The sequence below is a fragment of the Subdoligranulum sp. APC924/74 genome, from assembly GCF_003324125.1.
GTDB classification, from domain to species: domain Bacteria; phylum Bacillota; class Clostridia; order Oscillospirales; family Ruminococcaceae; genus Gemmiger; species Gemmiger qucibialis.
On sequence record NZ_PSQF01000005.1, the window covers coordinates 61,989 to 74,360 of the forward strand.

9 protein-coding genes are annotated in these 12,372 nt (G+C 57.9%); 8 read left to right on the top strand and 1 reads right to left on the bottom strand.

Going from position 1 to position 12,372, the window contains the following annotated elements; all coding sequences use genetic code 11:
* Positions 1 to 33: 33 nt before the first annotated feature.
* From C4885_RS03230 to C4885_RS03250, 5 genes are all read left to right on the top strand, one after another.
* The gene (locus C4885_RS03230) at positions 34 to 2,352 is read left to right on the top strand and encodes a helix-turn-helix domain-containing protein (RefSeq protein ID WP_113998974.1); all 2,319 of its coding nucleotides are present in this window, start codon (positions 34 to 36) and stop codon (positions 2,350 to 2,352) included.
* Positions 2,353 to 2,564: 212 nt separating this feature from the next.
* Positions 2,565 to 2,888, top strand: a complete 324-nt coding sequence (locus C4885_RS03235) for a co-chaperone YbbN (protein ID WP_113998975.1) — start codon at positions 2,565 to 2,567, stop codon at positions 2,886 to 2,888.
* A 15-nt stretch (positions 2,889 to 2,903) separates the two neighbouring features.
* Positions 2,904 to 3,827 carry a thioredoxin-disulfide reductase gene (trxB, locus tag C4885_RS03240; protein ID WP_113998976.1) on the top strand — a complete coding sequence of 308 codons (924 nt, stop codon included), beginning with the start codon at positions 2,904 to 2,906 and terminating at the stop codon, positions 3,825 to 3,827.
* Between the two features lie 33 nt (positions 3,828 to 3,860).
* Positions 3,861 to 4,316 carry an Rrf2 family transcriptional regulator gene (locus tag C4885_RS03245; RefSeq protein ID WP_113998977.1) on the top strand — a complete coding sequence of 152 codons (456 nt, stop codon included), beginning with the start codon at positions 3,861 to 3,863 and terminating at the stop codon, positions 4,314 to 4,316.
* Positions 4,306 to 5,577 carry a cytochrome c biogenesis protein CcdA gene (locus tag C4885_RS03250; RefSeq protein WP_113998978.1) on the top strand — a complete coding sequence of 424 codons (1,272 nt, stop codon included), beginning with the start codon at positions 4,306 to 4,308 and terminating at the stop codon, positions 5,575 to 5,577. Before C4885_RS03245 ends, C4885_RS03250 begins: the two co-directional genes overlap by 11 nt.
* Positions 5,578 to 5,730: 153 nt before the next feature.
* On the opposite strand, the gene C4885_RS03255 is transcribed toward C4885_RS03250, so the two are convergent.
* The gene (locus tag C4885_RS03255) at positions 5,731 to 6,573 is read right to left on the bottom strand and encodes a helix-turn-helix domain-containing protein (protein ID WP_113998979.1); all 843 of its coding nucleotides are present in this window, start codon (positions 6,571 to 6,573) and stop codon (positions 5,731 to 5,733) included.
* A gap of 612 nt (positions 6,574 to 7,185) precedes the next feature.
* Here C4885_RS03255 and C4885_RS03260 point away from each other — a divergent pair.
* From C4885_RS03260 to C4885_RS03270, 3 genes are read left to right on the top strand one after another with little or no spacing between them, the layout of a single operon-like run.
* Positions 7,186 to 7,416 (top strand): LLM class flavin-dependent oxidoreductase, encoded by a 231-nt coding sequence (locus C4885_RS03260; protein ID WP_113998980.1) that lies wholly within the window; start codon positions 7,186 to 7,188, stop codon positions 7,414 to 7,416.
* Positions 7,417 to 9,120 carry a recombinase family protein gene (locus C4885_RS17175; RefSeq protein ID WP_256359657.1) on the top strand — a complete coding sequence of 568 codons (1,704 nt, stop codon included), beginning with the start codon at positions 7,417 to 7,419 and terminating at the stop codon, positions 9,118 to 9,120. It begins immediately after the preceding gene.
* On the top strand, positions 9,120 to 12,179 hold the full coding sequence (locus C4885_RS03270) for a type III restriction-modification system endonuclease (RefSeq protein ID WP_113998981.1): 3,060 nt from the start codon (positions 9,120 to 9,122) through the stop codon (positions 12,177 to 12,179). Before C4885_RS17175 ends, C4885_RS03270 begins: the two co-directional genes overlap by 1 nt.
* Positions 12,180 to 12,372: the final 193 nt, after the last annotated feature.

The following is a 12,372-nucleotide window of genomic DNA, read 5'->3' on the forward strand; positions in this document are numbered from 1 at the left end:
TCGGATACTCCGCCGCGACAAGGGAGGAGACTAGTGGAATTCCCGAAACCTACCAACCGTCAGACCGCGAAGGAAAAACAGCGCAGCCGGTATGAGACGCTGATCTTTACCCGTCTGGTCCTGCTGGTCGCAGTCCCGCTGCTCATTGTGGGCCTGCTGTGCGGCATCCTGTACTACCGCAGCGAGCCCGCCCGCGGCCGCGCCAAACTCGGCGAGGTGGCCGGCAACGCTTCGATGCGGATGACAAGCGTGTTTGACGGACTGCGCAGCTATTACCTGGCGGCCCTGCGAAATTCCAGCTTTACCTGGATGGAAAGCTGTTCGGAAATCCCGTACAGCCGGTACAGCGACCTGCGGGATGCCCAGGAGCTGCTGCGGGGCGGGACCTATATGGATTCCTATGTGGTCGGGTACGAATACATCAATCTCCGCTACGGCTGGGTGCTGAGCAACTACGGCACCTTCCCGCTCGAGCAGATGAAAAATCAGGAGGAAATCCGCACCTTCATCGACAACCAGGCCAGCCAGACCGCCACCCTCTACTGGGTCAACCGCACCGGTGCGGCGCCGCGCCAGACCTCCAGCCTGTGGCTGAACGTGTCGGGGCAGTGCCTCGTGGCACGGATCACCTCGGCCAAGAACGGCCTGGTGGGAATGCTGCTGATCCATCTCGATATGGAATACCTGTCCGAGCTGGCAGGGGAGTGGAAGTCGCTGGGCTATGACGTGGTGCTGCTCGACGCGAACGGCGAGACCGTCACCACCACCGACACCGAGCTGGCCCACGCGCTGGCCGATGCCGGCGACCTCTCGGACGGGCATCTGCGCATCCCCGGCACCATCAGCAACTACCTTGTGCAGGGCCAGGCCATCAACTTCAACGGCATCACCTGTTATGCCGCCTACGACGAACAGCAGAACCTCGGGTCCAGCGTCGCGGCCTTCTGGGTCTCGGTGCTCATCCTGCTGGCCACGGTCGTCGTGCTGCTGGTCTGCCGGTGGAACAGCGCCTTCCTCTATCGTCCCATCCGGGAACTGCTCGACCAGGCCTACGATGTGTTTGGCCGGCGGGAACAGAACCAGGACGAGTTCGACTATCTGACCTCCAGCGTGACCCGCGCTGCCCAGAACCAGAAGGATATGCAAAAGCTGGTACAGGCCCAGCGCCGCCAGCTCGAACAGCAGTTCCTGCTGCACATCCTGCGCAGCGAGGCCAGCCTCGAGGCCATCCACAGCACGATGCAGGAGTTCGGCATCCAGCCCTTTGCCTGCTACCGGCTCCTCGTGCTCAGCATTGTCTTTGAAAAGCAGATGACCGGGTCGGTGCGTGAGGCGGTCGCCCAGACCGTCGCCCAGCGCCTTCCCGCCGAAATCTGCCGCCGGCTCTTCTTCTGTCCGGTGGCCGTGGATGCCACGGTGGTCATGGTGGCCGGCGCCGAGAACGAGGAAACGCTGGCCCACAACGTCGAAACCGTCTACAAGGGCGCGGCCAAGGTGGTCAGCGCCGGGATGGGCTGCCGGTGTGTGGCGGGCGTCAGCCGGGTTTTCACAAGCCCCGAGCAGATCGCCTCGGCCTGGCACGAGGCCAGCGAGGCACTGCGCAGCCGGGGCGCCGCGTCGGAGGAGATGCGCCAGGACCTGACCTACTACACGACGGCCGAGGACAACCACACCGAGCACGGCTATGACACCCTGCTGGAAAACGAGATCATCGCCGCCATGACGGCCTGCAACAAGCGCGAGACCGAGCGGCTCATCGGCGTCTTTCTCGAACGGCTGGAGGAAAAGGGCGTGCGCGGCTATGAGCGGATGTTCTATCTCCAGCGTCTGGTCAGCACCCTGCTGATGGTGGCTGAAAACGCCGGCCTGTCGGTCAGCAAGGTATTGTCCAACCACAGCGACAACCTGTTTGCCGAGATCAGCCGCATTTACAGCAACGACAAGATGCGCACCTTCCTCGTGGAGGAGGTCGCCGTCCCGGTCATGGACCTGCTGGGCAATTTCCGGCGGGACAATACCAGCGAGCTGGTCAAGAACGTGATCGCCCTCATCAAGCAGACCAACGGCGACCTGACCCTCAACGAGTGCGCCGAAAAGCTCAACTATTCGGCCAGCTATATCTGGAAAGTCCTCAAGAACGAGCGCAACACCAACTTCACCGACCTCGTCGCTTCCCAGAAACTCGAGATGGCCAAGGAACTGCTGCTCACCACCGATATGTCGGTGGCCCAGGTGGCCGACACGCTGCACTACTCCAACGTGCAGAACTTCATCCGGTTCTTCAGCCGCGAGGTCGGCATGACCCCCGGCAAGTACAAAAAAGAATACCAGACGGGCAAGAAAAAGCCCTGACGGCCCGCACCCCCGACGGTTGTTCCGCCGGGGGTATTTTTTTGCCCCGCAACGCAAACACTAGCTGCGGAAAAAAGTTTGCAGAAGGGGGTTGACAAAATGAACTGTAAATTATATAATTACAGTGTAATCTGAAACAAAAAGATTTACAGTTTAGCACCGACACGGTGCAAAAATCCGAACACCTACCTTATATATAAAGGAGAAGTATTATGAATAAGAATCCTCTGACTTCCGCCAATTTTGACCAGACCATCGCCAACGGTGTGACCCTCGTGGATCTGTGGGCGCCGTGGTGCGGCTACTGCCGCCGGATCGCCCCGGCCGTTGAAGCGCTGGCCGATGAGCTGGACGGCCGCATCCGGGTTGCCGGCGTCAATGTGGACGACGCGCCGGATGTCGCCGCACGGTTCGGCGTCAACACCATCCCCACGCTGCTGCTGTTCAAGGACGGCCGCCTGCTGGGCCGGCCCTTTGTGGGACCGCGTTCCCAGGCAGACATCCGGGAATATCTGTCGGCCAACGGCGTACTGTAAGACAAGGAGGCAGCCATGAACAACGCGGTTGATGTACTGGTGCTCGGCGGGGGACCCGGCGGCTACACGGCCGCGCTCTATGCGGCGCGGGCAGGTCTGTCGGTCCTGGTGCTGGAGCGGCTCTCCGCCGGCGGCCAGATGGCCACCACCGGCACGGTGGAGAATTACCCCGGCTTTGAGGACGGGGTGGACGGGTTTGAACTGGGCGAGAAGATGCAGCGCCAGGCCCAGCGCTTCGGCGCCCGGACGGTGCTGGCCGAAGTCCGCGAGGTTGCGCTGACCGAGTCCCCCAAGCGGGTGGAGACCGACCGCGGCACCTTCCTGGGGCGCACGGTGGTGGTGGCCACCGGCGCCGAAGCCCGGGAACTGGGCGTCCCCGGCGAGGCGGCTCTGCGGGGCCGCGGGGTGAGCTACTGCGCCACCTGCGACGGGATGCTCTACCGCGGGCGGGAAGTGGCGATCGTGGGCGGCGGCAACACCGCCGTCGGCGATGCCCTGACGCTGGCCCGGCTGGCCGGGCGTGTGACGCTGATCCATCGGCGGGACGCGCTGCGGGCCTCTGCCGTTTACCTTGACAAGCTCCGGGAAAATGGTGTAAATATTGTATGGAACACCGAGGTCAAGGCGCTGCAGGGCGATGACCGGCTCACCGGCCTGGTCCTGCGCAACAAGGTCACGGGGGAGGAAAGCACCCTGCCGGTGGACGGCCTGTTTGTCGCCGTCGGGCGCCGGCCCGAGACCGCTCTGTTCCGCGGGCAGCTCGAAACCGACGAGGCGGGCTACCTGATCGCCGACGAGACCACCCGGACATCGCTGCCCGGCGTCTACGCGGTGGGCGACGTGCGCCGCAAACCGGTCCGTCAGATCCTGACAGCCGCCGCGGACGGTGCCGTTGCCGCACATTATATCGAGGAATATCTGGCCGGGAACCGGGCGTGACGCCGCTTCCCGGTACGCAACGGGAGGAACGGCATGAAGAGCGATTTCAGCGTGGCGGTCCATGCGCTGGTGTATCTGAGCGTCAAGGGCTGCACGCTCTCCAGCGATGCGCTGGCCGACAACATCTGTACCAACGCGGCGCGGGTGCGCAAGGTCATGGCCCGCCTGAAAAAGGCCGGCCTGGTGGGCGCCCGGGAGGGAAGTGAGGGCGGTTTCTGCCCCCAAGTTCCCCCCGCCGAGCTCACGCTGGACCGGGTGGCGGCCGCCGTGGACACCGCCTTTGTGGAGTCCGGCTGGCACAGCGGCGCCGCCGACCGCAACTGCGCCATCTGTGCCGGCATGGCCGGCGTGATGGATGAGATCTATGCCGATCTCGACGCCGGCTGCCGCCGCCGTCTGGCCGGTGTGACCATCGCCGATATCGAGGACCGTCTTTTTGCGGGCAAGCCGCTCTTTGCGGCGGAACAGGAGTTGACAGATGGGATTTGATCTGTCCGTCGGCATCTCGGCGGTGACCGTTTTCCTGCAGGGGCTGCTCAGCGTCTTTTCCCCCTGCGTGCTGCCCCTCATCCCGCTGTATATCGGGTATCTGGCCGGCGGAACGGCGGCGGTGCAGCCGGACGGCACCATCCGCTATCCGCGTCGCCGCGTGCTGGTCAACACCCTGTTCTTTGTGCTGGGCATCAGCTTCGCCTTCTTCCTGCTCGGCATGGGCTTCACGGCGCTGGGCCGCTTCTTCAGCGGCAACCGCACCCTGTTCACCCGGTGCAGCGGCGTGCTGATCCTGGTGTTCGGCCTGTACCAGCTGGGCATCTTTGGCCGCAGCAGCGCGATGGACAGCGAACACCGCTTCCATCTGCCCCTCAACCGGCTGGCCATGAACCCCCTGACCGCGCTGCTCCTCGGCTTTACCTTCAGCTTTGCCTGGACGCCCTGCGTGGGTCCGGCGCTGTCCGGCGTGCTGCTCATGGCCTCCAGCGCGCCCGAGCGGGGATTTTTGCTCATCGGGGTGTACACCCTCGGCTTTGTGATTCCCTTCCTGCTGGTGGGACTGTTCACCGGCACCGTGCTGGACCTTTTCAAAAAATACCACAACGTCGTGCGGTATACCACCCGCATCGGCGCCGTCCTGCTGATCCTGATGGGTCTGATGACGCTGACCGGCTTCACCGGGCGGCTCAGCGGGGTGCTGTCCCAGACGGGCGGCAGTCCGTCGGCCTCGTCCGGTGCGGCGCCCCAGGTCACCGCCACGCCCGCTCCCACCGAGGAGCCCGAGACCGACCCCGACGCCATCCCGGCCCCCGACTTCACGCTGGTGGACCAGTACGGCGAGGAACACACCCTGTCGGAATACCGCGGCAAGACGGTGTTCCTGAACTTCTGGGCCACCTGGTGCGGCCCCTGCCAGAGCGAGATGCCCGAGATCCAGTCGCTCTATGAGTCTTACGGCAGCAACGGCGAGGACCTGATCGTGCTGGGCGTCGCCAACCCCAGCAGCGCCGAAAATCCCCGCGCCGTGGACGGCAGCATCGACGAGGTCAGCGGATTCCTGTCGGACAACGGCTACACCTTCCCGGTGGTCATGGACACCACCGGCGATGTGCTCAGCGCCTACGGCATTTCCGCCTTCCCGACCACCTTCATGATCGACACCGAGGGCAACGTCTTCGGCTATGTGACCGGTCAGCTGACCGCCGACATGATGGAGAGCATCGTCACCCAGACCATGACCGGGCAGCGGGTCTCCTGAACCACAACGACAAAACGCCCCCGCAGATTCTGTGGGTGCTCATAAGAAAGTAATTTGAAAGAATTACAATTATGGCATCTGTCAGGCAGGATTGGGTAACGAATAAATACGCCGTATTCAGCAGATTTTGCTGGATACGGCGTATTTTCTTGCCTATTTACGCTTCCTTTTCCCTTTTCCGTGTGTCATGTTGCTTTTGCCGCGCCGATTTATGGGGTTTTTCATGTGCTTGGACAGCCGCAGCACCTCAATCAGATTGACAAACTGCTCTTTGGTGATGGCATCGTAGTCAATGCCGAGTGTGGCCAAGAGTGCCCGCGCCTTCTTTTCGTCGCTGCTGCCTTCAAAGTTCATGGCAGTCTGTAACTGCTGCTGTACTTGTGCTGCGGCGGACGGCTCGTCTGCCGTTGTGCTGTCGGTCTTGTGGGCTTCCCGAATATCGCGGAGTATTTCGTTCAGGTCATCCGAAACCACATGGCTGAAGTATTCTTCCTCCGGCACCTGCGCCAATTCCAGCGTGCGGAGATAGAGATCGTTGGCACTATCCTCTCGCTTGGACAGCACCATTTGACGCACGGCCTCCAGCACAGTGTTCATGTCGTTGATCCGCATATCCGCGATACGGTCAACATAAATTTCTGCATCCAGCATCAACCGCTGAAAATCTTTGTGGCAAATCAGCTCCGACAGCAGCCGGTGATTGAATTGCCCCGCCTTCAATACTTCAATCGCATCGTCACCCAAATGCAGAGCATCCAGCTCTGTGTTTGGGTGATTTTTTCTTTCTGTCAATCCCATCAAGTAATCGGCGGATACCCCATAAAACTTTGCCAGCGCCGCGATGCTGAACGGGCTGATGTCCTTGAAATCGTCCGCCTCATATTTGCCGAGGGCGGCGCGGGAAATGCCTGTTGCCTCGGAAAGCTGTTCCAGTATCAGGTTGCGCTCTGTCCGCAAATCTTTAAGCCGCTCCGGGATCGTCAGTTTGATATTCATATCCGCGCCCCCTCTCGTTCTGCTTCCCATTATAGCACAGATTTCTATAAGCGTGGAAATTTCCGCTTTTCGCACCCTTTTTCCAACCTCTTGGATATACGGGAACAGGCCCGATTTTTCGTTAAACTGTACTTGTCGGGAGGCAACAGCACCTTGAAAATTACATGACCGTCCGAATGGGATACCCCCGGCAGGGGAAGCAGCGCCATGACCCCATGTGTTTGAAAGCACGGGAGAGCGTGCCAATGCCGGAATACGCCGCTGAAAAGCCAGGGGCAGGAACGGCATTCGGAAAGAGCGGCAAAAATACAGCGATATTTTCAAAGGAAGTGAAAACAGCGAAAAATCCGGCGTTTTCATATTGATAACGCCATTAAAGCACGATACACCGGATAGCGAAGAGGGTACGCTGTCTGGCGTGTGATTATTCCAACCCGCGAAAATCCACGCGAAACGGTGAAGCTGAACCTTGCCCTGTGTGAGCAGGGCTTCACAAAGAGCGGAGAAAACAGTTATTCGCAAACCATCATCATTTGCCTAATGATGAACTCGATACACGTACCAGCGCACCGGCTTCACTGCCAAGCAAACGAAAAAAGGAGGGCATAAGCCATGAGAAACAAAGAGATTTACCGAAACGAAATCAAGTCCTATATTATCCGGGCTGGCATGACCATGAGCGAAGCTGTGGAAATTCTGGCCGACGAATACGGTTGGAGCAGCAGCGTTCCCAACTTGTCAGACAAGCTGAAACGCGGCAGCCTGCGCTACGGCGAGGCTGTGGAGCTGGCCGATGTGCTGGGGTACGACATTGTTTGGCAAAAGCGCCGGGAGGTGAGATAAATCGCGGGAACTATTTACGGATATATCCGGGTTAGCAGCAAGGACCAGAACGAGGACCGGCAGCGCATCGCTTTGCAGGAGCTTGCTGTCCCGGAAAAAAACATTTACATGGACAAGCAGTCCGGCAAGGATTTTGACCGACCCCAATACAAACGCCTGCTGCGAAAAATGAAAAAGGACGATCTGCTCTACATCAAGAGCATCGACCGTCTGGGCAGGAACTATGGGGAGATTTTGGAGCAGTGGCGGATATTGACGAAAGAGAAAGGCATCGACATCGTAGTGCTGGATATGCCGCTGCTGGATACCCGCCGGGGCAAAGATCTGATGGGCACCTTTCTCAGCGACATCGTGTTGCAGGTACTTTCCTTTGTGGCGGAAAATGAGCGCACCAACATCCGCCAGCGGCAGGCCGAGGGTATTGCCGCAGCAAAGGCAAGGGGCGTCCGCTTTGGCAGACCGCCGAAACCGTTGCCCGCTGGTTTTCACAGCGCCTATCAAAACTGGAAAGCCGGGAAAATTACAGGAACGGCAGCGGCAAAGGAATGTGGGATGCCGCTGTCCACATTCCGCTACCGGGCAGAAATTTACGAAAAACACGAGTATGTCGTTTTGTACGCCAAGAGTAACGGAAATCTTCTCAATAAAATTAGTGCTCATATCAATGAGCGTGATTATAAAAATCCCGACAATGACCCTCGCGGACCTTACAAAACCATGCCATGTACAAACAAGGGTGGTGCCATATATAGTGTTATGACGCCAAGCGGAAAGACCATAACCGAAGAATGGCGCTTTAAGCGAGAAACCTATGATCGCTTACTGAATGATAATCGCTTGGTATTTCCTAGAGACGGCGATGGAAAGCCAAGATATAAACTGTTTCTGTCAGAAAAGAAATCTGAAGGACAGCTGGCAAATACTTGGCTCGACTTTTTGGCATCTAACCAAGAGGCCACTCGAGAGATTAAATCCTTATTTGGAAATTCAACCATTTTTAGCACTCCCAAGCCGGTAGAATTAATAAAATTCTGTATGGATTTGGCAACAAAAACTGACTCTATCGTTCTCGACTTCTTCTCCGGCTCCGCCACCACTGCCCACGCGGTCATGCAGCTCAACGCCGAGGACGGCGGGCACCGCAAGTTCATCATGGTACAGCTCCCCGAACCCTGCGACGAAAACAGTGAAGCCTTCAAAGCAGGTTACAAAAACATTTGCGAAATCGGCAAAGAGCGCATCCGCCGCGCCGGTGAGAAAATCAAAGAAGAAAACCCGCTGACTACCCAAAATCTGGACATCGGCTTCCGCGTGTTCCGTGTGGATGAGAGCAATATGAAAAACGTCTACTATCATCCCGAGGAGGTCACCCAGCTGATGCTGGGCGAGACGGTCAGCAACATCAAGGAGGACCGCACCGACCTGGACCTGCTCTACGCCTGCCTGCTGGATTGGGGCGTGGAGATCAATCTGTCCCACACCAGCACCCAGGTGGCGGGCTGCACCGTACATAACGTGGACAACGGCGCCCTGGCCGCCTGCTTTGACAAGGCGGTTCCCCGCGCCGTGGTCGAGTACATAGCCAACCTGCAGCCGCTGCGGGCGGTATTCCGCGACAGCGCCTTTGCCACCGATGCCGAAAAGATCAACGTGACGGAGATCTTCAAAAATCTTTCGCCCGACACGAAGGTGAAGGTGATCTGATGAAACTCAAATTCAAACATCAGCCCTTCCAGGCAGAGGCTGCAGCTGCGGTCTGTGATGTATTCAACGACCAGCCGCTGCGTACCGCCAATTACCGCATCGATCTGGGCGATACCACCAATATGCAGCAGCGCATGGATTTTAGCGAGGTGGGCTTCCGCAATCATCCGCTGGTGCCGGAGCTGACCCGCAGCCGGATTTTAGAGAACCTGCGCGCGGTGCAGATCCGTAACAATCTGAAACCATCCGATGCTTTGGCCGGTCCCGGCATCAACCTGACCATCGAGATGGAGACCGGCACTGGCAAAACTTACACCTACGTCAAAACCATGTACGAGCTCAATCGCCGCTACGGCTGGAGCAAATTTATTATAGTGGTGCCCTCGGTGGCCATCCGGGAAGGCGTGGCCAAATCGCTGGAAACGACCCAGCAGCATTTTTCTGATGAGTACGGCAAGAAGATTCGCTTTTTTACCTACTCCTCGGACAAGCTGACCGAAGTGGACAACTTTGCCTCGGACAGCGGCATCTATGCCATGATCATCAATATGCAGGCGTTCAATTCCAGCAAAAACCAGAAGATCATCGACAAAAAGCTGGACAGCTTCCGCAGCCGCCGTCCCATCGACATCATCGCCCAAACCAACCCGATCCTGATCATCGATGAACCACAGAGCGTGGAGGGCAAACAGACCAAAGAAAGCCTAAAAAAGTTCAACGCTCTGTTCACGCTGCGCTATTCCGCCACCCACAAAGAAAAATATGATATGGTTTACCGCCTGGACGCTATGGATGCCTACAACCAGCATCTTGTCAAAAAGATCGCGGCGTTGGGCATCACGCTGACAGGTACTACCGCCACCAATAGTTTTGTCTATGTGGAAGGCGTGGACATTTACAAGAACAAGGCCCCCACGGCCCGCCTGGGTTTTGAGATAAAGGGCAAGACCGGCACCCGCACCATGGTGCGCAAGGTGCAGGGCGGCGACGACCTGTACACCCTCTCCGGCGAGCTGGACGAATACGCCGACCGCTTTGTGATTTTGCCGGACGGCATCGATGGGCGGGACAACTCGGTCACCTTCCTCAATGGCCTCAAACTCTACGCTGGACAAATTAGCGGCAACGAGCAGATGACAGCCTTGCAGCGCCGGATTCAAATCCGGGAGACCATCCGTACCCATATCCAGCGGGAGCGGGAATTGTATCCCAGGGGCATCAAGGTGCTGTCACTGTTTTTCATCGACGAAGTATCCAAGTACCGCCTATATGACGGCGACAACGACGATGGCCGCAACGGCGAGTATGCCAAAATGTTCGAGGAGGAGTACGAAAACGTTGTGGGCCAGATGCAGCGCCAGTTTGGCGATGACGCCTATCTGCATTATCTGGACGGCATTGACGTGCACAAGACCCACCAGGGGTATTTTTCTATCGACAAAAAGAAGGGCAAAAAAGCCCGCTTTGTGGAAGGAAAGATCGACCGCAAAACGCAGCTGTCCGATGATGTGGATGCCTACGACCTGATCATGAAGGACAAGGAACGGCTGCTCAGCCTGGACGAACCGGTGCGGTTTATCTTTTCCCACTCGGCCCTGCGCGAAGGCTGGGACAATCCCAACGTGTTCCAGATTTGCACACTGAAACCTCAGAGCGAGTCTGAGATCCGCAGCCGCCAGGAGATCGGTCGCGGCCTACGCCTGTGTGTCAACCAGCAGGGCGAGCGCATGGACGAAAGCGTCCTGGGCCGAGACGTGCAGGAGCTGAACAAGCTGACGCTGATCACCGACCTGGAGTATGGAAAATTTGCCGAGGCACTGCAAACCGGCTTGGCGGAGTCGCTGGCAGACCGCCCGCAGAAGGTGGACACCCAGCTGTTTGTAGGCCGCACGCTGGTCGACGCCAACGGCGAACAGGTCCATGTTACGCAGGACCTGGCCAACGCAATCTACGAAGATCTGATCCAGAACGATTATGTAAAACGCGGCAAACTGACCGACAAATATTTTGCTGATAAAGAAATCGGGAGCTTTCATGTTGCCAGCGAGGTGTCGGGATATGCAGATTCGGTGGTGCGGATTTTGTCCGGCGTATACGATGCTCATACCATGGCCCCGGAAAACGCCCACAGCAACAATGTGCAAGCCATCGTAGACGAAGAAAAACTGCACAAGGCTGAGTTTCTAAACCTATGGAATCGGATCAACCACAAGTCCTTTTATACTGTTCAGTTTGACACGCCGGAATTGATCGACCACTCCATTCGGGCGCTGGACTCCAAATTGAATGTGACCCGCGTGCAGATCAACCTGGAATATGGAGAGCAGACAGCGCGGTTGGAATCGCGGGAACAGTTGGAGCAGGGAAAAGGCTTCCAGAAAGCCCGCAGCGACCGCGAGTCCGCCAAGTATGCGCCGCTTGGCAGCGTGCGGTACGACCTTGTCGGCAAGCTGGTGGAGGAAACCGGTCTGACGCGGGCCACCGTGGCCGCCATTTTGCGGGGAATCGCCCCGCAGACCTTTTCCCAGTTCCGCATCAACCCGGAGGAGTTCATCTTGAAAGCCGCCCGCTTGATTAATGACGAGAAAGCCACCCAGATCATCGAGCATATCACCTATAACCGGCTGGATGCAGCCTACGACCAGGATGTTTTTACCAGGGCTACACTGCGCGGCAAACTGGATGTCAACGCCATGGAGGCCAACCGCAGCCTGTACAGCCATGTGATCTACGACTCGGACAATGAACGCAGGTTTGCACAAGAGCTGGATGTCAGTGACCAAGTGGCGGTGTATGTAAAATTGCCCGGTAGTTTCTATATTTCGACCCCGGTTGGAAAATACAACCCTGACTGGGCGATCGCTTTTAACGAGGGCAGCGTGAAGCACATCTACTTTGTCGCCGAAACCAAAGGCAATCTCGACACTATGGAGCTACGCGGCGTAGAAAATGCAAAGATCGAATGCGCCAAAAAACATTTTGCTGCCATCAGCAATGGCAGCGTGGTTTACAGCGTGGTAGACAATTATAGCACCTTGATGCAGCTGGTAAGTAACTGATCCCAAGGGCGCACTTCTATACATAGTCTAAAGACCATGTATCGTGCGTCCTGCGGAGCTTACCTCTGCCGCTGATAAAATCAGCAATCCGAGGTCTGCGTTCGCTTCGCTCCGACAAGGTGGCTACACCCCCTTGCGCCGCTAAAGCGGCTATCCCCTGTGTACCCGCCGCAAAGAGAAATCCGCTCTGCGG

Coding starts and splice junctions, on each gene's coding strand:
- C4885_RS03245 (WP_113998977.1), top strand. CDS start 3,861: ATGAAGAGCGATTTCAGCGTGGCGGTCCATGCGCTGGTGTATCTGAGC.
- trxB (WP_113998976.1), top strand. CDS start 2,904: ATGAACAACGCGGTTGATGTACTGGTGCTCGGCGGGGGACCCGGCGGC.
- C4885_RS03260 (WP_113998980.1), top strand. CDS start 7,186: ATGAGAAACAAAGAGATTTACCGAAACGAAATCAAGTCCTATATTATC.
- C4885_RS03235 (WP_113998975.1), top strand. CDS start 2,565: ATGAATAAGAATCCTCTGACTTCCGCCAATTTTGACCAGACCATCGCC.
- C4885_RS03250 (WP_113998978.1), top strand. CDS start 4,306: ATGGGATTTGATCTGTCCGTCGGCATCTCGGCGGTGACCGTTTTCCTG.
- C4885_RS03270 (WP_113998981.1), top strand. CDS start 9,120: ATGAAACTCAAATTCAAACATCAGCCCTTCCAGGCAGAGGCTGCAGCT.
- C4885_RS03255 (WP_113998979.1), bottom strand. CDS start 6,573: ATGAATATCAAACTGACGATCCCGGAGCGGCTTAAAGATTTGCGGACA.